The sequence below is a fragment of the Aeromicrobium sp. 636 genome (genome assembly GCF_024433585.1).
Taxonomy (GTDB): domain Bacteria; phylum Actinomycetota; class Actinomycetes; order Propionibacteriales; family Nocardioidaceae; genus Aeromicrobium; species Aeromicrobium senzhongii.
Genome location: NZ_WNJU01000002.1, coordinates 614,832 through 637,375 on the forward strand (window position 1 = coordinate 614,832; position 22,544 = coordinate 637,375).

Annotated in this window: 23 protein-coding genes; 14 read left to right on the forward strand and 9 right to left on the reverse strand. The window is 71.5% G+C overall.

Annotation, left to right across the window (positions count from 1 at the left end; all coding sequences use genetic code 11):
- Positions 1–174: a hypothetical protein gene (locus GL325_RS09630; RefSeq protein WP_187769397.1), complete on the reverse strand. Its 174-nt coding sequence runs from the start codon at positions 172–174 to the stop codon at positions 1–3.
- 142 nt (positions 175–316) lie between these two features.
- Between GL325_RS09630 and GL325_RS09635 the strand changes: the two genes are divergently transcribed.
- The 5 genes from GL325_RS09635 to GL325_RS09655 are packed head-to-tail and all read left to right on the forward strand — an operon-like array spanning position 317 to position 3,217.
- The gene (locus tag GL325_RS09635) at positions 317–1,300 is read left to right on the forward strand and encodes an iron-containing redox enzyme family protein (protein ID WP_187769398.1); all 984 of its coding nucleotides are present in this window, start codon (positions 317–319) and stop codon (positions 1,298–1,300) included.
- Entirely contained in the window at positions 1,297–1,512 is a 216-nt protein-coding gene (locus GL325_RS09640) for a CDGSH iron-sulfur domain-containing protein (RefSeq protein WP_232418817.1), read from the forward strand. The genes GL325_RS09635 and GL325_RS09640 overlap by 4 nt, the downstream gene beginning before the upstream one ends.
- Positions 1,505–2,365 carry an SDR family oxidoreductase gene (locus GL325_RS09645; RefSeq protein ID WP_154596863.1) on the forward strand — a complete coding sequence of 287 codons (861 nt, stop codon included), beginning with the start codon at positions 1,505–1,507 and terminating at the stop codon, positions 2,363–2,365. The genes GL325_RS09640 and GL325_RS09645 overlap by 8 nt, the downstream gene beginning before the upstream one ends.
- On the forward strand, positions 2,365–3,027 hold the full coding sequence (locus GL325_RS09650) for a class I SAM-dependent methyltransferase (RefSeq protein WP_187769399.1): 663 nt from the start codon (positions 2,365–2,367) through the stop codon (positions 3,025–3,027). Before GL325_RS09645 ends, GL325_RS09650 begins: the two co-directional genes overlap by 1 nt.
- Positions 3,005–3,217, forward strand: a complete 213-nt coding sequence (locus GL325_RS09655; RefSeq protein WP_154596865.1) for a hypothetical protein — start codon at positions 3,005–3,007, stop codon at positions 3,215–3,217. Before GL325_RS09650 ends, GL325_RS09655 begins: the two co-directional genes overlap by 23 nt.
- On the opposite strand, the gene GL325_RS09660 is transcribed toward GL325_RS09655, so the two are convergent.
- A complete protein-coding gene (locus GL325_RS09660) occupies positions 3,218–3,775 on the reverse strand; it encodes an isochorismatase family cysteine hydrolase (protein WP_187769400.1) in 558 nt (185 codons plus the stop codon). It abuts the gene before it with no gap.
- Between the two features lie 46 nt (positions 3,776–3,821).
- Positions 3,822–4,598: an SDR family NAD(P)-dependent oxidoreductase gene (locus GL325_RS09665; protein ID WP_187769401.1), complete on the reverse strand. Its 777-nt coding sequence runs from the start codon at positions 4,596–4,598 to the stop codon at positions 3,822–3,824.
- Positions 4,599–4,664: 66 nt separating this feature from the next.
- Here GL325_RS09665 and GL325_RS09670 point away from each other — a divergent pair, with 66 nt between their 5' ends.
- The gene (locus GL325_RS09670; RefSeq protein ID WP_187769402.1) at positions 4,665–5,801 is read left to right on the forward strand and encodes an acyl-CoA dehydrogenase family protein; all 1,137 of its coding nucleotides are present in this window, start codon (positions 4,665–4,667) and stop codon (positions 5,799–5,801) included.
- A 7-nt stretch (positions 5,802–5,808) separates the two neighbouring features.
- Here the strand turns inward: GL325_RS09670 and GL325_RS09675 are convergent, their stop codons facing one another.
- Positions 5,809–6,489 carry an SDR family NAD(P)-dependent oxidoreductase gene (locus tag GL325_RS09675; RefSeq protein ID WP_187411461.1) on the reverse strand — a complete coding sequence of 227 codons (681 nt, stop codon included), beginning with the start codon at positions 6,487–6,489 and terminating at the stop codon, positions 5,809–5,811.
- 285 nt (positions 6,490–6,774) lie between these two features.
- Between GL325_RS09675 and GL325_RS09680 the strand changes: the two genes are divergently transcribed.
- Both GL325_RS09680 and GL325_RS09685 read left to right on the forward strand, forming a co-directional pair.
- On the forward strand, positions 6,775–8,376 hold the full coding sequence (locus tag GL325_RS09680) for an AMP-binding protein (protein WP_187769403.1): 1,602 nt from the start codon (positions 6,775–6,777) through the stop codon (positions 8,374–8,376).
- Positions 8,377–8,568: 192 nt separating this feature from the next.
- The gene (locus GL325_RS09685) at positions 8,569–9,141 is read left to right on the forward strand and encodes a hypothetical protein (RefSeq protein ID WP_154596873.1); all 573 of its coding nucleotides are present in this window, start codon (positions 8,569–8,571) and stop codon (positions 9,139–9,141) included.
- Between the two features lie 65 nt (positions 9,142–9,206).
- Here the strand turns inward: GL325_RS09685 and GL325_RS09690 are convergent, their stop codons facing one another.
- The 3 genes from GL325_RS09690 to GL325_RS09700 form a co-directional block, all read right to left on the reverse strand.
- Positions 9,207–9,959, reverse strand: coding sequence for an SCO1664 family protein (locus GL325_RS09690; protein ID WP_187769404.1), 753 nt, complete (start codon positions 9,957–9,959; stop codon positions 9,207–9,209).
- The gene (locus tag GL325_RS09695) at positions 9,956–10,510 is read right to left on the reverse strand and encodes a DUF3090 domain-containing protein (RefSeq protein ID WP_154596874.1); all 555 of its coding nucleotides are present in this window, start codon (positions 10,508–10,510) and stop codon (positions 9,956–9,958) included. The genes GL325_RS09690 and GL325_RS09695 overlap by 4 nt, the downstream gene beginning before the upstream one ends.
- An 87-nt stretch (positions 10,511–10,597) precedes the next feature.
- The gene (locus GL325_RS09700; RefSeq protein WP_187769405.1) at positions 10,598–11,278 is read right to left on the reverse strand and encodes a histidine phosphatase family protein; all 681 of its coding nucleotides are present in this window, start codon (positions 11,276–11,278) and stop codon (positions 10,598–10,600) included.
- Positions 11,279–11,392: 114 nt separating this feature from the next.
- Here GL325_RS09700 and GL325_RS09705 point away from each other — a divergent pair, with 114 nt between their 5' ends.
- The 4 genes from GL325_RS09705 (at position 11,393) to icmF (ending at position 19,571) form a co-directional block, all read left to right on the forward strand.
- Positions 11,393–12,550, forward strand: a complete 1,158-nt coding sequence (locus GL325_RS09705; RefSeq protein WP_187769406.1) for an exonuclease SbcCD subunit D — start codon at positions 11,393–11,395, stop codon at positions 12,548–12,550.
- The gene (locus tag GL325_RS09710) at positions 12,547–15,435 is read left to right on the forward strand and encodes an AAA family ATPase (RefSeq protein ID WP_187769407.1); all 2,889 of its coding nucleotides are present in this window, start codon (positions 12,547–12,549) and stop codon (positions 15,433–15,435) included. The genes GL325_RS09705 and GL325_RS09710 overlap by 4 nt, the downstream gene beginning before the upstream one ends.
- Before the next feature lie 2 nt (positions 15,436–15,437).
- A complete protein-coding gene (locus GL325_RS09715) occupies positions 15,438–16,139 on the forward strand; it encodes a TetR/AcrR family transcriptional regulator (protein ID WP_154596877.1) in 702 nt (233 codons plus the stop codon).
- A 243-nt stretch (positions 16,140–16,382) separates the two neighbouring features.
- A complete protein-coding gene (gene icmF, locus GL325_RS09720; protein WP_187769408.1) occupies positions 16,383–19,571 on the forward strand; it encodes a fused isobutyryl-CoA mutase/GTPase IcmF in 3,189 nt (1,062 codons plus the stop codon).
- A gap of 25 nt (positions 19,572–19,596) precedes the next feature.
- Here icmF and soxR read toward each other — a convergent pair whose 3' ends face one another.
- The gene (soxR, locus tag GL325_RS09725; protein ID WP_154596879.1) at positions 19,597–20,034 is read right to left on the reverse strand and encodes a redox-sensitive transcriptional activator SoxR; all 438 of its coding nucleotides are present in this window, start codon (positions 20,032–20,034) and stop codon (positions 19,597–19,599) included.
- A 36-nt stretch (positions 20,035–20,070) separates the two neighbouring features.
- Between soxR and GL325_RS09730 the strand changes: the two genes are divergently transcribed.
- On the forward strand, positions 20,071–20,211 hold the full coding sequence (locus GL325_RS09730) for a hypothetical protein (RefSeq protein WP_187769409.1): 141 nt from the start codon (positions 20,071–20,073) through the stop codon (positions 20,209–20,211).
- 68 nt (positions 20,212–20,279) lie between these two features.
- Positions 20,280–21,548, forward strand: a complete 1,269-nt coding sequence (locus GL325_RS09735; RefSeq protein ID WP_187769410.1) for an MFS transporter — start codon at positions 20,280–20,282, stop codon at positions 21,546–21,548.
- A 10-nt stretch (positions 21,549–21,558) separates the two neighbouring features.
- On the opposite strand, the gene GL325_RS09740 is transcribed toward GL325_RS09735, so the two are convergent.
- The gene (locus tag GL325_RS09740) at positions 21,559–22,536 is read right to left on the reverse strand and encodes an SRPBCC family protein (protein WP_187769411.1); all 978 of its coding nucleotides are present in this window, start codon (positions 22,534–22,536) and stop codon (positions 21,559–21,561) included.
- Positions 22,537–22,544: the final 8 nt, after the last annotated feature.

The following is a 22,544-nucleotide window of genomic DNA, read 5'->3' on the forward strand; positions in this document are numbered from 1 at the left end:
TCAGCTCGGGAAGACGGGGTCGGTCGGGTTGTCCGGGATGTTCGGGACTCCCTGGGGCTGGCCCTCGGGGCCGGGGACCGTGGGCTCGTCGGGATCGATGGGCTGATCGGGCCTCGTCGACGGGTCGTCGGGATCGGGGCCCTCGGCGGGCGATTCGGGGTGCGGCGTGGTCATGGTGATCCTCCTGTGGTGTCGGACACCCGGGGCGTACCCAACTCGCGCCACCTCATGCATCGGGAGACCATGGCGCAAGGGCCGCATGAGACGAGCCCGCCGGGGTACACCCCCGGATGTCGTCTTGAGGAGAGGAACATGGATGCGAACAGCCGTTCTGGTGGGAGCCGGGACCGCCGTGCCCAGTCTGCCGCGACCTCGCGGTGACCTGAGCTCAGCGACCGTCGCCGCGTTGTCCGGGGCCCTGCCCTGGGACCGCGTCCCCCGGGTCGAGGCCTCGAGTGTCGAGGACTCCCTGTTGACGGCCTGGATCGCCCACGAGCTGCACCACCGGGGCTTCCCCGACCTGCAGGATGCCGAGTGGACGCCCGAGCTGATCGCGGTGCGGATGCGGATCGAGCGCGAGCTCGAGGCCCGGCTGCGCGAGCGCGCCGAGGGTCGCCTTCCCGCCTCCGCCGACCCCGACGTGCTGCTGGACTTCGTGCGCGAGGACGAGGGCCGCTCGCTGGCCGCGTACGTCCAGCGGCAGGCCACGGCCGAACAGGTCCGCGAGCTGCTCTGGTACCGGTCGATCTACCACCTCAAGGAAGCCGATCCGACCGCGTGGACCCTGCCGCGACTGCCCGGGCCGTCGCGAGCCGCTCTGGCCGAGCTGCAGTACGACGAGTACGGCGCCGGCCGCCCCGAGCGCCTGCACGCCGGCCTGTTCGCCGAGGGCATGCGGGCCTGTGGTCTCGACACGCGTGAGAACGCGGCGATCGACGACGTCCCGCTCGAGGTGCTCGAGATGAACGTGACGCTGACGATGTTCGGCCTGCAGCGCCGGCTGCGCGGTGCCGCGGTGGGCCACCTGGTCGCCTTCGAGGCGTCCAGCTCGGGTCCCTCGCGCCGCATGTCCCGCGGCCTGCGCCGGCTGGGCTTCCCCGAGGAGATGGCCGCCTACTACGACGAGCACGTCGAGGCCGACGCCGTGCACGAGCAGACGGCGGCCCGGTTCATCGCCGGGGCGCTGGTCGAGGCCGAGCCCGAGCTGGCCGAGGACGTCGCCTTCGGCGTCTTCACCTGCCTGGACCTCGAGGACCGCTTCGCCGCGGCGATGCTCCGCCGCTGGGGAGTCGAGGCGTGAGCCGGGGCGTGGACCTGACGGTGTGCCCCAACGGGCCGCTGCTCATCCGTGGCGACCTGGGCGTGCGCACCCCCGACGGTGAGGTGCACCGCACCGAGCGTCCGGTCAGCGCCGTGTGCCGCTGCGGCAAGTCGGCCTCCCTGCCATGGTGCGACGCGACGCACCAGGCGCTCAAGACCAAGATCGACGAGGAAGGAAGCGCAGATGAGTGAGGACGCAGGATTCCCCGCCCAGCAGCAGGAGCCCCCGGGTCTGACCGAGCCCATGGTGCCCCGACCCGATCACGGTGAGGAGAGCTACGTCGGCTCGGGCCGCCTCGAGGGGCGCAAGGCGCTCATCACCGGTGGCGACTCGGGCATCGGCCGTGCCGTCGCCATCGCGTACGCCCGCGAAGGTGCCGACGTGGCCTTCACCTACCTGCCGGAGGAGGCCGAGGACGCCCGCGAGACGTCCCGGCTGATCGAGGAGGCGGGCCGCACGAGTCTGCCGATCGAGGCCGACCTGCGGGACAGCGCGACCTGCGAGCGGGTCGTCGGCCAGGCCCATGACGGGCTCGGCGGGCTCGACATCCTGGTCAACAACGCCGGCTTCCAGATGGCGCGCGACGAGGGCCTCGAGCAGATGAGCGACGAGCGCATCGAGCGGACCTACGCGACGAACGTGTTCGCCCTGTTGTGGCTCGTCCGCGCGGCACTGCCCCACCTGGGCCGCGGCTCGTCCATCATCAACAACTCGTCGATCCAGGCCTACGAGCCGTCGACGAGCCTGTTGGACTACGCCTCCACGAAGGCCGCGATCAACAACCTCACGGTCAACCTGGCCGCCGAGCTGGGACCGCGCGGGATCCGCGTCAACGCGGTGGCTCCGGGGCCCATCTGGACGCCGCTGCAGCCCGCCACCCAGCCCGAGGAGAAGATCGAGCAGTTCGGCTCGGACACCCCGCTGGGTCGTGCCGGGCAGCCGGCGGAGCTGGCCGGGGCGTTCGTGTTCCTGGCCAGTGAGCGCGAGGCCGGCTACGTCTCGGGCACCGTGCTGGGCGTCACCGGCGGAAAGCCCGTCTTCTGATGCTGCAGACATCGGAGCCGCAGGCGCAGCTGGCGACGTTCGGGGGCCGGGGGATCGGCTACGACGAGCGGGTCCTGACGCCCCGGCCGTGGACCGAGGCCCAGTCGCTGTGGGCGCGCGAGCTGCTCGACGAGCTGCCCGACGGTCCCGTGCTCGAGGTCTGCTCCGGCGCGGGGCACATCGGGCTGCTGGCCGTCAGCGGGACGAACCGGGCGCTCGTGCAGGTCGACGCGGACCTGCACGCCTGCGTCTGGGCGTCCCGCAACGCCCGCGCGTGGGGTGTCGACAGCGACATCCGCCACGGCACGATGTCCGAGGCGGTCATGGTGGACGAGCGCTTCGCGCTGATCCTCGCCGATCCGCCGTACCTGCCGTCCGGCGACGTGACCCGGTTCCCGCAGGACCCCCTCACGGCGATCGACGGCGGTGGCGACGGCCTGGACCTCGCCCGTGAGTGCCTCGACGTCATCGTGCGGCACCTCGTCACCGATGGTGCCGCGCTGCTGCAGTTGCGCGATGTCGAGCAGGGCCGTGAGCTGGTGTCCGACGCGGCACAGCGCGGTCTCACGATCGCCGAGAGTCGGCAGTTCGACGGCGGAGCAGTCCTGCTGCTGCGCCGCACGACGGAAGGAAGAGCAGATGGAAGCCAAGCCGGACCTTGAGAAGAAGACACCGGACGCCGACGACCTGACCGTCGACCCCCAGCACGAGCAGGTCGGCGAGCCAGGTGGCGGCGATCCCGACGGCGGCGCGTCGACCGTGCCCGGTGTCGGTGCCGACGGCGTGCCCGACCTGCCCGTCACCGACGACCCGGGGACCGGTGGCCCGGGTGAGGACGAGGCCGACGACTGATCAGGCCGAGTCGCCCGGGCGGGACTCGAGCTCCTCGGGTGACACGACCTCCTGGCGGTACTGCTCCTTGAGCCACAGCAGTGCCGCCTCGTGGGCCTGGTCGTCGCCCGACGTCACGGCGCCCTCGGCGATCCACACCGTGAAGTCGTGGGCGTAGGCCGACGCCGCCGTCATGGCGATGCAGGCCTCGGTGACGACGCCGGCGATGACCAGCTCGTCGACCTCCAGCTCGTGCAGCCGCTCGAGCAGGTCGGTGCGGTGGAACGCGTCGTCGCGGCGCTTGATGACCGTCACGTCGGGACGCAGGTCGAGCTCGGCCAGCAGCTCGGCACCGTGCGTGCCCTCGAGGACGACCGGCTGGTCGTCCTCGCGCATGTTCCTGGCCCACGTCAGCTTGTCCTGCGGCAGGACGGTGCGGACCTCGACGACGGGCACGTCGTGGCGTCTGGCCCAGTCGGTCCACTCCTGCGTGGCGCGGACGATCGCGGAGCGTTGTTCGCGCAGCGGCGGCGGGTTGAGGAAGTCTTCCTGCAGGTCGATCACGATGAGAGCACGCACGGGTCCATCTTGCCGAACCGCACCCACCCCTGCGAGCCGACTCGGGTCAGCGCGGAGGCATCCGGATGGCGCCGTCGACGCGGATCGTCTCGCCGTTCATGTACGAGTTCGTCACGCACTCCAGGACCATGCTGGCCAGCTCGTCGGGCTGCCCGAGACGCTTCGGGAAGTTGACCGACTCACCCAGCTTGGCCTTGAACTGCTCGGCGGCCTCGCCCTCGCCGTAGATGGGCGTGTCGATGAGGCCGGGGGCGACCGTGTTGACCCGCACGCCGACGGCGGCGAGGTCGCGGGCGACGGGAAGCGTCATCCCCACGACGCCACCCTTCGACGAGGAGTACGCGGCCTGGCCGATCTGGCCGTCGAACGCGGCGACGGAGGCGAGGTTGCAGATCGCTCCGCGCTCGCCGGACTCCAGCGGCTCGGTGCGGCTCATCGCCGTGGCGGCCAGCCGGATCGCGTCGAAGGTGCCGATGAGGTTGATCGCGATGACCTTCTTGTACGCGTCGAGGTCGTGCGCCGACTCGAAGCTGCCGTCGCGGCCGACCGTGCGCTGTGCCCAGCCGATGCCGGCCGAGTTCACCAGCACGCGCAGCGGGGCGAGCTCCTCGGCGGCGCCGACCGCGGTGGCGATCTGCTCGGTGTCGGTGACGTCGACGTGGATGAAGACGCCGCCCACCTCGGCGGCGAGGGCCTGTCCGGCGGCGTCGTTGAGGTCGGCGACGACGACGCGGGCGCCGGCGGCGGCGAGGCGGCGGACGACTGCGGCGCCGATGCCCGAGGCGCCGCCGGTGACGATGGCTGATGCTCCACTGATGTCCATGCCCCGATCCAACCATCCGATCGGTGGTCCATGCTGGTGGGGCCGACACACCCCAGGAGGACAGCCGTGGCCGTGGATCGCCTGATGCCCAGCGACGAGGCGAGCGACCTGATCGCCCTCACCCGCCAGATCGTCGACGACCAGCTGCGTCCGCGCGTCGACCAGGCCGAGCGCACGGCGACGTTCCCCCGCGACATCTTCAGGACCCTCGGCCGGGCGGGCCTGCTCGGTCTGCCGTACGCCGAGGAGCTCGGGGGTGGCGGGCAGCCGTACGAGGTCTACCTGCAGGTCGTCGAGGAGATCGCGATGGCATGGGCCGCCGTCGGCGTCGGGACCAGCGTGCACGCCCTGAGCTGCTTCGGCCTGGATCACGCCGGGACGCCCGAGCAGAAGCAGCGGTGGCTGCCCGACATGCTCGGCGGCGAGCTGCTCGGCGCCTACTGCCTGTCGGAGGCGCACGCCGGCTCCGATCCCGGTGCGATGCGGACGACGGCCCGCCGTGACGGCGACGAGTACGTCATCCGAGGCGCGAAGGCCTGGACCACCCACGGCGGTCAGGCCGACTACTACAAGGTCATGGCGCGCGCCGAGGCCGGCATCACGTGCTTCCTCGTGCCCGCCGACGCCGAGGGCCTCAGCGCCGACGTGCCCGAGGACAAGATGGGCCTGATGAGCTCGACCACGGCGACGATGCTGTTCGACGACGTGCGGGTCCCGGTGGAGCGCCGTCTGGGCGAGGAGGGCCAGGGGCTCGCGATCGCGCTGGCGGGGCTCGACTCCGGTCGGCTCGGCATCGCCGCCGTGGCGACGGGTGTCGCCCAGGGAGCGCTCGACACGGCCGTCCGGTACGCCAAGGAGCGCGAGGCGTTCGGCGTGCCGATCATCGACCACCAGGGCCTCACCTTCGTGCTGGCCGACATGGCCGCGGCGGTCGAGAGCGCCCGGGCCACCTACCTGGCTGCCGCCCGGCTGCGCGACCTGGGCCGCCCGTTCTCGCGGCAGGCCTCGATCGCCAAGCTGGTCGCCACCGACAACGCCATGAAGGTCACCACCGACGCCGTCCAGGTGCTCGGCGGCGCCGGGTACACCAAGGACTTCCCCGTCGAGCGGTACATGCGCGAGACGAAGGTGATGCAGATCTTCGAGGGCACCAACCAGATCCAGCGCCTGGTCATCGGGCGCGACCTGAAGAAGCGCGGCTGACGCACCCTCAGGCGGCCGGCTCCTCGGGCTCGGTCGTCGGGCTCAGCCCGTCCCGGCACAGCTCGAGGACGGACTCGGTGGTCACCGAGCGCAGCCGGGCACCGCAGGCGATGTAGACCTCGGCCATGCGGGCGGTGTACCAGTCGATGAAGGTGCCGCTGAGCGCGTGGGCCGCGGCCGGGCCCCACCGGCTCGGTCCCAGATCGGCCAGGCGGGTCAACGCGGTCACGACGCCTTCCGGGTCGGCCGGCGCGAGCCGGAAGACCCAGCGCGGCACCGACACCGGCACCGCGGCGGCGGTGTGAGCCGAGGCGTGGACCAGGGTCGTGCCGAGACCGGCCACGGCCAGGGTCGCCGCCGTGACGTGGATCGTGCCCAGCACCCGCGAGCGCACGATCGACTCGGTGCAGGAGCGTCGGGCCGTCGCCGAGGGCGCGTGCACGACCGAGGCGATGGGCCCGGCCTCGCGGGCGGCGCGCATGAGCGTCTCGACGCTGCGCCGGTCCGTGACGTCCGCGACGATCGACTCGGCCGAGACGCCTGCCGAGTCCAGCTCGTCCAGGGCGCGGTGCAGCCGCTCGCCGCTGCAGTCGCTGAGGACGACGTGGTGGTCGCGGGCGAGGAGCTTGGCCATGGCCAGTCCCACGCCGCCGGAGCCGCCGGTCACGACCGCCACCGTGTTCGTCACGTGGACCACTCCCGTCGCGGACGGACCGCCCGTCCAGAGGTCCATCCTGCGCGCAGTCGGCCGAGATGACGAGACTTTCGGCGACATTCCGCAGGAATCTGAAATGCCCGGAATCCGAGGCTGTTTCCCCGCTCGAACTGTCACTGACGGTTACACTCTGGGTGACAGCCGTGGCTAATGTGGTGTGCGCCACACCGCATGTTGGACCGTGGACTCCCGCGGGCAAGTGACCCGCTGGTAACCTACGTCACACTACTCGTGGGACACACAGGATCTGGAGAGATGATGGGCGACCTCGGATACAAGTTGAAGGTGCTGCGGAGGATCGGGCTGCTGAAGGCCCAGAACCCCGTACGGCTGGTGAAGGCCGGACGCAAGCTCGCATCGTGGGGTCCGGGATTCCCGTCCGCCGTCGCCGCCGCGGCCGCGCGCCGTCCCGACCAGCTCGCGATCATCGACGACAAGGGTCAGCTGACGTGGCGCCAGACCAGCAACGCGATCAACCGCGTGACGCAGGCGCTCAAGGACAAGGGCTTCGTGCCCGGTGACCCCATCGCGGTCCTGTGCCGCAACCACCGCCACATGGTCATCGCCATGGTCGCGATCAGCCAGATGGGCGGCCGCATGCTGCTGCTCAACACGATGGCCAGCGGCGGTCAGCTCACCGAGCTGGTCAAGCGCGAGAACGCCAAGATGGTCATCCTCGACCAGGAGTTCCTGGCGGTCGCCTCCGACCTCGACCGCGACCTGCTCGTCGTGGCCTGGGAGGACGACGACACGCACGGCCTGCCGACCCTCACCGGCCTCGCCGCCGGCAAGTCCGCCGCCGACCACGACAAGCCCGAGAAGCCCGGCGGCATCGTCATCTTCACCTCCGGCACCACCGGCCTGCCCAAGGGCGCCAAGCGCAAGGAGCCCGAGAACCTCGAGCCGCTGCTCACGTTCTTCGGCTCCATCCCCTACGAGGGCAACTCCACCGTCGTCGTGGCGGCGCCGCTGTTCCACTCCTGGGGTCTGCTGAACTTCGGCTTCGGACTCTCCACGGTGCCGACCTACGTCCTGCGCCGGCGCTTCGTGCCCGAGCAGGTCATCCGCGACGTCGCCGAGTACAAGGCCAAGGTCCTCGTCGTGGTGCCGCTGATGATGCAGCGCCTGGTCGACGCCGACCCCGAGGTCATCAAGAACAACGACGTCTCCAGCCTGAAGATCACGGCGTCCAGCGGCTCGGCCCTGGCCGGCGAGCTGGCCACGCACTTCATGGACACGTTCACCGACTCGGTCTACAACTTCTACGGCGCGACCGAGACCGGCTGGGTCACGATCGCCACGCCGGCCGACCTGCGGGCCGCGCCCGGCACGGCCGGGACGGTGCCGTGGCACACGGTCGTCAAGGTCCTCGACGAGAACGGCCACGAGCTGCCCCCGGGCGAGACCGGCGTGATCTACGTGGGCAACTCCATGATGTTCGCCGGCTACACCGACGGCCGGACCAAGGACTTCCGCGACGGCCTCATGCACTCGGGCGACCTGGGCTACTTCGACGAGAACGGCCGCCTGTTCGTGGCCGGCCGTGACGACGACATGGTCATCTCCGGTGGCGAGAACGTCTTCCCGCGCGAGCTGGAGGACGCCCTCATCGAGCACCCGAAGGTCCAGGACGTCGTCGTGACCGGCATCGCCGACCCGCAGTGGGGCCAGAGCCTCGCCGCGTACGTCGTCCCGCGTGAGGGCGAGACCCTGACCAAGGACGAGGTCGTCGAGTACGCCAAGGCGCACGTCGCCCGGTTCGCCGTGCCGCGTGCGGTCATGTTCCTCGACGAGTTGCCCCGCAACCCCACGGGCAAGGTCATGAAGCGCAACCTGCCGGCGTTCGAGACGCTGTCCTGACTGCGATTCCCGCCGTATCGCCCGACGACGCCCGGCCCCCGCGAGGGGGCCGGGCGTCGTCGTGTCACGGGTGCGCCGGGACCAAGGGCCCGGCCAACTGGGTCCCTTCGCCTCATCCGGTGCCGCAGCGCGATCACTAAGTTCAGTGATGACGACGCAACGCCGCGAAGTCATCGCTCAGGAGGAAGAATCATGCGCCGCTCGGCATTCGACAAGCTCATCTCGTGGACCGGACTGGCCTTGGCCGCACTGCTGGTCGTCGCCGGTGGATTGGCCACGTGGGCCAGCTCCTTCATCGGAGACCAGGTCGAGTCGCAGCTGGTCTCGCAGAAGATCGTGATGCCCGAGGGTGAGGCGCTCAAGAGCCTGTCCGACAAGGACCGCGAGGCCCTCGAGCCCTTCGCCGGCAGCAAGCTGGACAGTGGTGACGAGGCCAGGGCCTTCGCCGACAACTACATCCTCGCCCACATGAACGCCTCCAGCGGCAACCGCACCTACGAAGAGGTCAGCGGCGAGTTCATGGCCCTCAGTGACGAGGAGAAGGCCTCCGAGGCCGGCCAGCAGGTCGCCGCGCTGCGCCAGTCGCTCTTCATGGGCAACACCCTGCGCGGCATGCTGCTGAACGCCTACGCCTTCGGCACCATGGGCACCATCGCCGGCCTGGCCGCGATCGCCTCCTTCGTCGGAGCCGCCCTCCTGGCCGTGCTCGCCCTGCTGGGCCTGCGCCACGCCAGCACCAAGGAAGCCGAGCTGGCCACCATCTGAACCAGCTCCACACCGAACGGCCGCCCGGGCTCCCCGGGCGGCCGTCGCCGTGTCCGGCCTCCGTCTCAGAACGGTGGCCAGGGCACGGCAGGCATGTCCCCGAACGGAGCCGGGAAGGCGGCCTCGGCGGTGAGCCGGTCGCACCGCTGGACCAGCGCGTCGAGCTCGGGCTCACCCAGCAGCTTCGTCAGGGACTGACCGAGCGACCCGTCGAGCGCGGCCCGGACCCGCTGCACGCCGGCTGCCTCCTCCTCGGTCAGCTCCTGGCCGATCCACCCCCACAGGACGGTGCGCAGCTTGGGCTCGACGTGGAACGTCAGCCCGTGGTCGACGCCGAAGCGGTGGCCGTCGGGCATCGCCAGGACGTGACCGCCCTTGCGGTCGGCGTTGTTGGTGAGCACGTCGAACACGGCCATCTGGCGCAGCCCGGGGGAGTCCTCGTGCACGAGCGAGACCACGTGGTCCTCGGCGTCCAGCCCGTCGAGCACGTGGCACCAGCCCGCGGGCCGCTCCTGCGCGGGCACGAGCGTCACGGCCTCGGTCTCGGGGTCGGACTCCTGCCACACCTGCAGCATCCCCGGCCCGTGCGGTCCCTCGCCCCACCACGTCGGCGGGACGACGCCCCACCCCGTCGCCTCCGACACGAGGTGCGCGGCGATCTCGCGGTGGGCCAGGACGACACCGGGGAAGTCCCAGAGTGGTCGCTCGCCCGCGACCGGCTTGTAGACGACGCGGACGCCGTCGATCCGGCCGACGAAGGTGGCATTGGACGCGGGGAGGACCCGGCCCTCGAGCTCGAGGTCGCCCTCGAGCGTCACGACAGGCCGTCGGGCAGGTCGCAGACGTGACCCTCCGGATCCATCGGACCGAAGCACAGCGGACAGGTCGGGCGGCCGGCGTCGACGACCTCCCGGGTGCGCTTGCAGAACGAGCGCGCGGCACCGACGGGGATCCGGACGTGCAAGACCTCGGCGGGCTCGTCGGACTCCGGCTCGAGCAGGGACTCCGGGGAGTCCTCGACCAGCGGGAAGGCCTCGATCACCACCTGGGCGGTCGACGGGTCGAAGCCCAGCGAGAGGATGCCCACCCGGAACTGCTCGACGACGGGCTGGTCCAGCGGAGCCCGGTCGTCGAGTGCCGGCGGAGCCTCGGCCGGCACGCTGAAGGGGTTGCCGTCCTGGACCATCAACTCGTCCAGGACCTCGTCGAGCTTCTCGGCGAGCGCAGCCGACTGCTCCTTCTCCATGAGGGCGCTGACGAGCTGCTCGCCGGTCCGCGCCTGCAGGTAGAAGGACCGTTCGCCAGGGCGGCCCACCGTGCCGATCACGAGCCGGTCGGGCCAGTCGAATTCATGAACCCGTTGCGCCATGGGTCCATGCTAGGAGCGGATCCGCAACGCTGCAGACCACGCCCGGCGCGATCGGGGCGGACGGTCCGCGTGTGAGGAAGGATCGGCTCAGGCCGGTCCTGCGCCGCCGCCCACCGCGGCGTCGGCGGCGGGAGCCGGACCCCGCAGCCAGGCCAGGTCGCCGGCCGCGGTGTTGACCGCCACGACGTCCGGCCGGCGGGTGCCGTACCGCACGATCGAGACCGAGGCGGGATCCACGTGCAGACGCTGGAACAGATCCAGGTGCATCCCCAGCGCGTCCGCCAGCACGGCCTTGATGACGTCGCCGTGCGACACCGCCACCCACACCGCCTGGGGACCGTGGGCCGCCTCGATGCGCGCGTCGTGACCGCGGATCGCCGCGACGCCGCGCGCCTGCATCGCCGCCAGGCCCTCGCCCCCGGGGAAGACGGCCGCCGAGGGGTGCTGCTGGACGGTCTTCCACAGCTCCTCGTCCGCGAGCTCCTTGAGGGCGCGACCCTGCCACTGGCCGTAGCCGCACTCGGTCAGTGCCTCGTCGACCACGGGTTCGAGGTCGTGGTGGGCGGTGATCGCGGCCGCCGTCTCACGGCAGCGCTCGAGGGGACTGGTGACGACCTCGACGACGGGCGCGTCGGCCAGCCGCAGGCCCGTGCGGGCGACCTGCTCGCGGCCCGTGTCGTCGAGGTGGACGCCCGGCAGCCGGCCGGCCAGCGTGCCGGAGGTGTTCGCGGTGGACCGACCGTGTCGGACGAGCAGGACGATAGCCATGACACGACCCTAGCCAGCCGCGGTGTGACGTATTCCGCACCGCGCTGCGGGCCGGTCGCGACCCGCGCGGCCACGTTGCGCCGAATTGTCGGCGTGGCTGATTACCGTCGAAACGTGAAGATCCTCCACACGTCCGACTGGCACATCGGTCGCACGTTCCACCAGCACTCGACCGCCGAGGCCCTCGCCTCGGTGCTCGACGCGCTCGTCGGCCTCGTCCGCGAGCACGCGGTCGACGTCGTCGTGGTGGCCGGTGACGTCTTCGACTCGTCCACTCCGTCGGCGGCCGCGGTCGAGGAGCTCGACCGGATCCTGCTGGCACTGCAGCGCACCGGCGCGCGGGTGATCGTCACCAGCGGCAACCACGACTCGCCCGCCCGGCTGGGTGCCAAGGCCGCGTTCGCCCGCGAGGCCGGGATCCACGTCATCACCTCGCCCGAGGAGCACGCCACGCCCGTCACGATCCAGGACGAGCACGGCCCCGTGCACTTCTACGGCATCGCCTACCTCGAGCCGGCGCTCATCCGGCACCGGTGGCCCGACCAGCAGCTCCGCCACCAGAAGGACGCCGTCGGGTTCGCACTGGACAACATCCGCGCCGACCTGGCGGCCCGCGGCGGCCGTTCGGTCGTGCTGGCGCACACGTTCGTGTCCGGCGCCGACGGCGACTCCTGCGAGTCCGAGCGGGGCATCACCACCGGTGGCGTGGATCGCGTCCCGGTTCCCGTGTTCGACGGCGTCACCTACGCGGCCCTCGGTCACATCCACGGCCGCAGCACCTTGGCGCCGCACGTGCGCTACAGCGGCGCGCCCCTGCACCTGTCGTTCTCCGAGCAGGACAAGCCGCGTGGCGCCTGGCTCGTGACGCTCGACGCCGAGGGTCTCGGCGCGGTGGACTGGCTCGACCTGCCCGTCCCGCGGCGGCTGGTCACCCTCACCGGCACGCTGGACGAGCTGCTCGCCGATCCCGCTCTCGAGGTCCATGCCGAGCACTGGGTCCGCGCGATCCTCACCGATGTGTCGCGTCCCGACGATCCGATGCGCCGGCTGCAGCGTCGCTTCCCGCACTGTGCCGTCCTGGACTTCCGGCCCAGCCGGGTCGACGACGCGCAGGCCCCGACCGATCCCGAGCGGCTGGGCTCGCTCACCGACCAGCAGGTCATGGCCGAGTTCCTGGCGTTCGCCCGCAACGGCGAGGGACCCGACGAGGCCGAGGCGCGGCTGCTCGACGAGTTGGTCGGACAGCTTGCCGGGCGGGAGGTGTCGCGATGAGGATCCACCAGGTGTCGATGACGGGCTTCGGTCCGTTCCGCCAGACCCAGACGGTCGATCTCGACCGGTTCGCCGACCACGGCATCTTCCTGATCACCGGCCGCACCGGTGCCGGCAAGTCCAGCATCCTGGACGCGATCGTCTACGCCCTGTACGACGCCGCACCGCGCTATGCCACCGCCGGCGGGAAGCAGGTGCGCAGCACCCACTGCGCCCCCGACGAGCCCAGCCGGGTCGAGCTCGTGTTCAGTGCCGGCGACCAGACCTACCGGATCATCCGCACGCCCGAGTACCTGCGGCCCAAGGCGCGCGGCACCGGCTTCACGACCGAGAAGGCCACGGCCGAGCTGGCACGTCGCGAGGGCGACCAGTGGGTCGGTGTCGCGTCCCAGCTGCGCACCGTGGGCGAGGAGCTGCACCACATCGTGCCGCTCAGCTGCGATCAGTTCCTGCAGGTCGTCCTGTTGGCGCAGGGCCAGTTCCAGCGGTTCCTGGTCGCCTCCAGCGACGAGCGCCAGCAGTTGTTGCGCACCCTGTTCCGCAGCGATCGGTTCCGTGACTACGACACGCACCTGCAGCAGCGCGCCGGTGCCTTGCGCCAGCAGCTGTCGCTGGTCGAGTCGGGTATCGCGGCCACGGTCGCGGCGCTGGCCGAGCACGCCGGGCGCGAGGTGCCGCAGGAGCCGGACGAGGACTGGCTCGGCGAGGTCCTCGACGCCCACGACGCCGACCTCGAGATCGCTCGCGCCGACCTGAAGCAGGCCGACAAGGAGGTGCAGGCCGCTCACGAGCTCCTGCACGAGGCGACCGGCCTCGCCGACAAGCAGCGGCGCCGGGCCGAGGCCGATCAGCAGCTCGCCCGGTTGATGGCCGAGCGCCCGGTGATCGAGGCGGACCGGCGCCGACGCGACCTCGCCCTGGCCGCCCAGTCCGTCGACCTCGTGCACGCCGGCGTGCTCTCCTCGACCCAGCGGGCCGATGCGGCCGCGGTCGCGCTCGACCAGGCGGCGGCGCGCTTCGCCGAGGCGGTGCCCGGTCCGGTGCCGGCCGATCTGGTCACCCACCGCGACGAGGCGACGTCGCAGCTCGCGGTCCTGCGCGACCGATTGGCCGATGAGCAGGAGCTCGAGCGCCTGCGTGACGAGGCCGAGACGCTCGGACACCAGCTCGAGGTCGTTGCCCGTCGCGCCGACGAGCTGGCCGAGGAGGCTCTCGCGCACGACGCGGTCCTGACCGCACCGGTCGAGATCACGGTCGACCAGGCCCAGAGCGTGCTCGACCGGCTCCTGGAGGAGCTCGACCTGGCCGCCCAGCGCGACCGGACCCGTGCGGCTCTCGCCGAGGCCGAGGTCGAGCAGTTGCGTCGGGGCCAGGCCCGCACCGCCGCGTCCACCGATCTCGACCGGCTCCGCGAGCGCCGGCTGGCCGAGTACGCCGGGACGTTGGCGGCCGAGCTCGTCGACGGCCAGGCCTGTGCCGTGTGCGGTTCGGCCGACCACCCCGAGCCGGCCCGGGCTCCGGGCGAGCCGGTCACCGAGGCGATGCTCGAGAGCGCCCAAGAGGTGCTGGACGAGGCGGAACGCCGGGCCCGGGAGGCCGCCGAACGGGTCGTGGCACTGCGCACCACCCTCGAGGGTTGGGCGCAGGTCCGCGGGGCCGACGAGCTGACGGTGCTCGTCACCGACGCTCGTGCGACGGTGTCCGAGGTGGAGCGGGCCGCGCAGGAGCGCGAGGCGTCGCGCACCGCCAGGCAGCGCATCGACACCGAGGTCACGACTCTCGGCGTGCGCCGCGCCAAGCTCGAGCAGCGTTCCGAGCACGTGGGACAGCGGATCGACCGGCTCGCCAGCCGGGTCGAGGAGGCCCGCGCCGACGCCGGGTCGGTCGTCGAGCGGATCGCCGTGCTGACCCGTCACGTCGAGGCCGCGACCGCGCTCATCGACGCGCGCGCCGCCGACGCCGCCGCCCGCCAGCGGCTCGCCGAGTGCCGCGAGGCCTTCGAGAGCTCGCTGCGGCACCACGAATTCGACGACGCACCGTCCTTCCTGGCGGCACGGACCGACGAGCGCACGATCACCGAGCTCACCCGGCGGATCCAGGCCCACGACCGCGCGCTGGCCGGGGCCGAGGAGACGCTCGCGGCCCCCGAACTGCAGGACCTGCCCGCCGAGCCCGTCGACGTCGACGGTCCCCGGGCGGCCCATGCCGAGGCCAAGGCGGCCTGCGAGGCGGCCTCCAAGCGCTGCGGCGCGGCCGAGAGCTGCGCCAGGACGTCGCACGACCTGGCCGCGGCGATCCGCGGTGCCTGGGGTCGGAACGCTCAGGCACGCGCCGACTTCCAGGTCGTCGACCGCTTGGCCCGATCGCTGCACGGCGAGTCACCGAACACGCGCCGGATGCGGCTCGAGAGCTACGTCCTGGGCGTCGAGCTGGAACAGATCGTGGCCGCGGCCAACGTCCGCCTCCACGCCATGTCGTCGGGTCGTTACGCCCTCGAGCGCAGCGACGCGATCGCCACGCGGGGGTCGAACGGCGGCCTCGAGGTGCGCGTCCGCGACCAGTACACCAGCGTCTCCCGCACGCCCGAGTCCCTCTCCGGCGGCGAGAAGTTCCTCGCGTCCCTGGCGTTGGCGCTGGGCCTGGCCGAGGTCGTGACGAACCGAGCCGGGGGCATCACCCTCGACACGCTGTTCATCGACGAGGGGTTCGGCTCCCTGGACGCCGAGACCTTGGACGTGGCGATGGAGACCCTCGACTCCTTGCGCCAGAACGGCCGGACGATCGGTCTGATCAGCCACGTCGAGACGATGAAGGAACGCATCCCCGCCCAGCTGGCGGTCGAGAAGACGGCGCAGGGCTGTAGCCGCGTCCGGGTGCGGGCCTGATCATGGCCGGCTCCGAACGGGGGGACGCGCCGTCGCGTGACGACGGCCTGCTGAGCCTGCTGCCCGAGCGGATGGCGCTCCCGCGCGGGAGATCGGCGCTGCCGAAGTCGGTGGTCGAGGAGTCGCGCCGCGGGCGGATCATGCAGGCCACCCTCGACGAGGTGGCCGATTGCGGTTACGCCGGCACGACCGTCGCCCGGATCACCCGCCGCGCCCACGTCTCCCGCACCTCCTTCTACGAGACGTTCACGGACAAGGAGGACGCGTTCGCCGCGGCCCACTGGAACGCCACCGACCTGTCGCTGACCCGGATCTGGAAGCCGACCCTGCGCCTGCGCGACCTGCACTTCCACGACCGGATCCGTCGACTCGTGCGCGGCTACGTCGAGGTCCTCGAGGCCGAGCCGACCTTCGCCATCTGCTTCTTCGTCGAGATCAAGACCGCGGGCGAGCGGCTGGCCACCCAGCGCGAGCAGATGCTCGACCGGCACGTCGAGATCATGCACGAGCTGGCGAAGGTCTCGGCGCGCGACGGCTCGCTGCGCGTGCCGTCGCGTGACGTCCTGCGCGGTCTGGTCGGAGCGTTCGACGAGCTCGTGTCGCGAGCGGTCCGCCGCCAGCGCGGGCGCGAGGAGGGCCTCGATCTGTCCAGCGCCGTCGAGCCGTTCACCGAACTGCTCCTGGGCGTCGTCCGCGCCGATTGATCCCGGCCTGCGCGCTTGCTCGCGCCTCACGCGGCCCATGTGTACCGACGGTGTACTTTTGCGGGGACGGTGCGGCCCGAAACCCCCGATTCGGGCCCCGTCGGGTCGGCGCCCCTGCCTCCCCCCTCGGACAGGGGCGCCGACCGTTCCACCGATGAGCACAGAACGCCATCTCGTCATGCCTTGGTGACGTGGCTCACTCCGGCTATATTACTAGGACATCCTAGTAATGCTGAGGTCGCCATGCACGTACCCGTCCATCCGGTCCGCTTCGTCACGGCTTCCAGCCTGTTCGACGGGCACGACGCCAGCATCAACATCATGCGGCGGATCCTGCAGAGCCAGGGCGCTGAGGTGATCCACCTGGGGCACAACCGCTCGGTCGCCGAGATCGTCGACGCGGCCGTCGAGGAGGACGTCCAGGGCGTCGCCGTCAGCTCCTACCAGGGCGGGCACGTCGAGTACTTCGAGTACCTGGTCCAGCTGCTGGCCGAGCGAGGCGCGGGGCACGTGCGGGTCTTCGGTGGCGGGGGCGGCGTCATCGTCCCCGGCGAGATCGAGCGACTGCGCAGCGCGGGTGTCACGATCTTCAGTCCGCAGGACGGACAGCGGCTCGGGCTGGTGGGGATGGTCAACACGCTCATCGAGTCGTGCGACGTGGACCTGCTCGACCACGGCCTGCCGAGTGCCGAGGCGGTGTTGGCGGGCGACCCCTCGGCCGTGGCGCGCGCCGTGACGGCGGCCGAGAGCGGGCGACTCGGCCCCGAGCTGGACGAGGGGGTCCGCCGGGGTGCGGAGGCCTCGTCGGCGCGGGTCCTGGGCATCACGGGCACCGGTGGCTCGGGCAAGAGCTCCCTCACCGACGAGCTGGTGCGACGGCTGCGGATCGACCACGGCGACAAGCTGCGCGTCGCGGTGGTCGCGATCGACCCGACGCGCCGCAAGGGTGGCGGCGCCCTGCTCGGTGACCGGATCCGCATGAACGCGATCGGGGGTTCGGTCTCGTTCCGGTCGCTCGCGACCCGGGGCAGTCACGAGGTGCCCGAGCATCTCGCGGACGTGATCGCGGTGTTCAAGGCCGCCGGGAACGACGTCGTGATCGTCGAGACGCCCGGGATCGGCCAGGGCGATGCGGGCATCCTGCCGTACGTCGACGCGTCCCTGTACGTCATGACGCCCGAGTTCGGGGCCGCGACCCAGCTGGAGAAGATCGACATGCTCGACTTCGCCGACGTCGTCGCCATCAACAAGTTCGAGCGTCACGGTGCCAAGGACGCCCTGCGTGACGTCGGCCGGCAGTTGGTCCGCAACCGCGAGGCCTTCGGGAAGCAGCCGCAGGACATGCCGGTCTTCGGCACCTCGGCGGCGCACTTCGACGACGAGGGTGTCACCGCGCTCTACCAGGAGGTGCGCACCGTGCTGGGGCTCGAACCCGGCGTCCTGCCCGCGGTGGACGTGCGCCACACCGGCGACGAGAACCACGTCGTTCCTGCGCAGCGGGTGCGGTATCTCGCCGAGATCGCCGAGACGATCCGCGACCACCACGACGAGACCGAGCGGTGGGCCGACCTGGCCGACCGGGCCCAGCACCTCGCGGCGGCGGCCACCGAGCTGCCGGACGTCCCGGGCCTCGCGGAGGCGGCCCGCCGGGCCCGCGAGGAGCTGCCGGCTGCGGTCCGCGAGGCGCTCGAGGCCTGGCCGTCGGTCGTGGAGTCGTACTCCGGCGACGCCCAGGTCGTGACGGTGCGCGACCGCGAACTGCGCTTCGATCTGGTGCGCGAGACGCTCTCGGGCAACCAGGTCCGCCGCGTCAGCCTGCCCCGCTATCGCTCCCACGGCGATCTCGTCCGGTTCTGGCGGCGCGAGAACCTGCCGGGGTTCTTCCCGTTCACCGCGGGCGTCTTCACGTTCAAGCGGGACAACGAGGACCCGGCGCGGATGTTCGCCGGCGAGGGCGACCCCTTCCGCACGAACCGCCGCTTCCGGCTGCTCAGCGAGGGACAGCCGGCCACCCGGTTGTCGACGGCGTTCGACTCGGTCACGCTCTACGGGCGTGACCCCGATCCGCGGCCGGACATCTACGGCAAGGTCGGCACGTCGGGCGTCTCGGTCGCGACGGTGGAGGACATGCGGGCGCTGTACGACGGGTTCGACCTCGTCTCGCCCACGACGAGCGTCTCGATGACGATCAACGGGCCGGCACCGACCGTGCTGGCGTTCTTCCTCAACACCGTCATCGACCAGCAGGTCGACGCGTTCCGCGAGCGCGAGGGCCGCGAGCCGGACGAGGCCGAGTACGCCCAGCTGCGGACCTTCGCGCTGCAGAACGTCCGCGGCACGGTCCAGGCCGACATCCTCAAGGAGGACCAGGGGCAGAACACGTGCCTGTTCTCGACCGAGTTCAGCCTGCGGATGATGGGCGACGTCCAGCAGTGGTTCATCGACCAGGGGGTCCGCAACTTCTACTCCGTGTCGATCTCGGGCTATCACATCGCCGAGGCCGGGGCGAACCCCATCAGTCAGCTGGCGTTCACCCTGGCGAACGGGTTCACGTACGTCGAGGCGTACCTCGCCCGCGGCATGGACATCGACGACTTCGCGCCCAACCTGTCGTTCTTCTTCAGCAACGGCATGGACCCGGAGTACTCGGTCCTCGGCCGGGTCGCGCGGCGGATCTGGGCGATCGCCATGAAGGAGCGGTACGGCGCTGGCGAGCGCAGCCAGAAGCTGAAGTACCACGTGCAGACGTCGGGACGCTCCTTGCACGCGCAGGAGATGGACTTCAACGACATCCGCACGACGCTGCAGGCGCTCATCGCGATCTACGACAACGCCAACAGCCTCCACACCAACGCGTTCGACGAGGCGGTCACGACCCCCTCGCAGGAGTCCGTGCGCCGGGCATTGGCGATCCAGCTGATCATCAACCGGGAGTGGGGCCTGGCGATGAACGAGAACCCGCTGCAGGGCTCGTTCGTCATCGACGAGCTGACCGAGCTGGTCGAGGAGGCCGTGCTGCGCGAGTTCGAGGCGATCAGCGAGCGTGGAGGAGTCCTCGGCGCGATGGAGACGGGCTACCAGCGTGGCCGGATCCAGGACGAGTCGATGCTGTACGAACATCGCAAGCACGACGGCTCCCTGCCCATCGTCGGCGTGAACACGTTCCGCAATCCCGCGGGTGACGAGGTGGCGGTGAAGCTCGAGCTGGCGCGGGGCACGGACGAGGAGAAGCAGTCCCAGCTCCGTCGCGTGCACGAGTTCCGCCAGGCCCACCGCGGCGAGGCCGAGGCCGCCCTGGCCCGGCTCAAGCAGGCAGCCATGAGCCAGGAGAACGTGTTCGCCGTCCTGATGGACGCGGCTCGGGTGTGCACGCTGCAGCAGGTGACCGAGGCGTTCTTCGAGGTCGGGGGACAGTACCGCCGCAACGTCTGAGCGCAGGGCTGTCTGAGCGGTGGGCTCAGGAGGGGTCGAGCAGGCGAGGGCCGGGACCCTCGGTGGCCAGGGCGTCGTCGGGGTTGCGCAGCCGGCACTTCTTGAGCGACAGGCAGCCGCAGCCGATGCAGCCGTCGAGGTCGTCGCGCAGGCGCTGGAGGCGGGCGATCCGCTCGTCGAGCGACGTCCGCCAGCGCCGGGACAGCCGCGACCAGTCGGCCTTGGACGGCGCCCGGTCGACCGGCAGCGTCGAGAGCGCCTCGCGGATCTCGGCGAGCGAGATCCCGACCCGCTGCGACGTGCGGACGAAGGCGATCCGGCGCAGGACGTCGCGGGTGTACCGGCGCTGGTTTCCCGCGCTGCGGGTGGACGTGATGAGACCTTCGCGCTCGTAGAAGTGCAGCGCCGAGACGGTGACGCCGGCGCGGGCGGCGACCTGCGACGGGGTGAGGAGATCAGGCATTGACCTCAACCTTAGTTGAGGTTGTTGGCTGAGTACATGCTCCAGCCCAAGCCGCCGCGCTCCCGCCGCGTCCGCCCCCTGCCGTCCACCCGTTCCCGCCTGATCGACGGCCGCATCCGGCCCGAGGAGAAGGACCGCTTCATCGCCGCCGCGGTCATCAACCTGCGGCTCCGGTGAGCAGCGCCCTACGAACGGCGCCGCCCGGATCTCCCTGGGCCCGGCCCCATCTGCGGACGACCGTCGGCGTGTTCTCGCTCGCCTTCCTGTTCGCCTTCGAGGCCCTCGCCGTCGCGACGGTGATGCCCGAGGTGGCCCGCGACCTCGGTGGCCTCTCGCTGTACGCGCTGGCGTTCGCCGCTCCCGTGGCCGCCTCGGTCGTGGCCCTGTCGGTCGCCGGCGACTGGATCGACCGGCACGGCTCGGCGCGGGCCCTGGTCGTCGGCGTGGTCGTGTTCTGCGCCGGTGTCGTGATCGCCGGGCTCGCGCCGTCGATGGAGGTCTTCCTCGTCGGGCGGCTCGTCCACGGCCTGGGCGGGGGTGTCATGGGGGTGGCGCTCTACGTCGTGATCGCCGAGTCGTACCCCGTGGCACTCCGCCCTCGCGTGTTCGCGATCCTCACCGCCGCCTGGGTCCTGCCCGCGCTGGTGGGACCCCTGCTCGCGGGGATCGTCGCGGATCTCCTGGGGTGGCGGTGGGTCTTCCTGGCGGTCCCGGTCGTGGCACTCGGCGCGTGGTGGCTCGTGCGATCGGCGACGGCGGAGCCGGGGGAGTCCTCGGCGGGAGTCGACCGGCGCCGGTTGGGGTGGGCCGTCCTGGCGGCCGCCGGCGTCGCGTCCCTGGCTCTCGGCGGCCAGCGTCAGTTCGACGCGTGGCTCGCGGCGGTGGGGGCCGGCCTGGCCGTCGCCCTGCTGGCCGCGGGACGACTGCTGCCTCCCGGCACGTGGCGGGCCCGCCCCGGGCTGCCGGCCGTGCTCGTGGCCCGAGGGCTGCTGGGCGCGTCGTTCGCCGGCGCCGAGGTCTACCTGCCGCTGCTGTTGACGACCGAGCGGGGACTCTCGCTCTCGCGCGCCGGCCTGGTGCTGACGGCCGCGGCGGTCGCCTGGTGCCTCGGCGCGCAGGCCGCCGCTCGCGTGCCTGCGCTGAGGGACGAGCTGCTCCGGATCCGGATCGGGACCGCCGTCGTCGCGGTGGCCGTGGCGAGCACGGCGACCGTCGGGATCTCGGGCGTCCCGCTCTTCGTCCCCGTCGTGGCGTGGACGTGTGCGGGATTCGGTATCGGGATGGCGTTCTCGACGCTCTCGGTGGTCGCGCTCGCCACCGCCGAGGGCGGCGAGGCGGGGCGGGTCTCGTCGTACCTGCAGCTCAACGACGCGCTCGCGGACGCCTTCGCGATGGCCCTCGGAGCGGTGGTGTTCGCCGGGTTCGTCGGGTCGTCGCCCGCGCTGGGGGCGAGCCTGCTGATCCTCGGCTCCGGCCTCGTCGCAGCCGCAGCGGTGCCGCTGCGGCTGCGGTGAGGGGCGTCGCTCAGGCGGGGACGAGCACGTCCTGCTCGAGCCGGGCGTAGCTGATCTCCATGCCCTCGGCCATGCCGGTGCCGAGGATCTGGTCGCGCAGCTCCCGGCTCGGGAAGGTCATCACGGTCGACACGAGCGTGCCGCCCTCGACCGGCCTGAGGGTCAGCTCGTTGCGGACGCCCTCGTTGTCCATGCCGATCATCCGCTCGGTCGTCACGGACCGCAGGGGCGGCTGCTCCTCGAGCAGCTCGCCGGTGAAGCCGAACCCGTTGGACCCGTCCTCCTGCTCCCACTCGTAGCGGTAGGTGTCGCCCACCTCCGTCGCGACGTCACAGGTGGACATGACCCAGCCGTCCGGGCCCAGCATCCAGCGACGCATGAGCTCGGGATCGTGGTGGGCGTGCCACACCTGGTCCACGGTGCCGCGGACGACCCGTGAGACCCGCGCGTGCGTGTCGTCGAGCAGCTCGACGGTGGTGCCGGAGCCGGCGGCGTAGGAGGCGAGGTCGGCCAGGACCGCGTCCATCTGGCCCATCGCGGACTTCAGGCCCTCGTCCATGCCCAGGCCGATGAGCTTCTCGAGGTCCTCGAGCGAGGCGAACCACGTCGTCGTGGTGACGCGGGAGCCGTCGCCGACCTCCTCGAAGGCGAACGTCATCCGCATGGCGGGCATGGAGGTGTCGGGTACGCCCGGCTCGGTGCAGAAGCCGTCCTCGACCTCGAAGCCCTTGCCCTCGTCGAAGGACAGGAACCTCCAGTAGCCGGGGCTCGTGTCGCCCTCGGGACCGGTCATGACGTAGTGCGACTCGCCGCCGGGGAACATGTCGTGGCGGCTGAAGGTGGCGGGGTACTCGACCGGTCCCCAGAACCGCTCGAGCAGGCGGGGGTCGGCGTAGGCGTCCCAGAGCCGGCGCACCGGCACGGGGAACTCGGCGACGACGGTCAAGGTGAGGTCGTCGGTGTCCTTGGACACGGAGGTGATGGGCATCGGAGTGC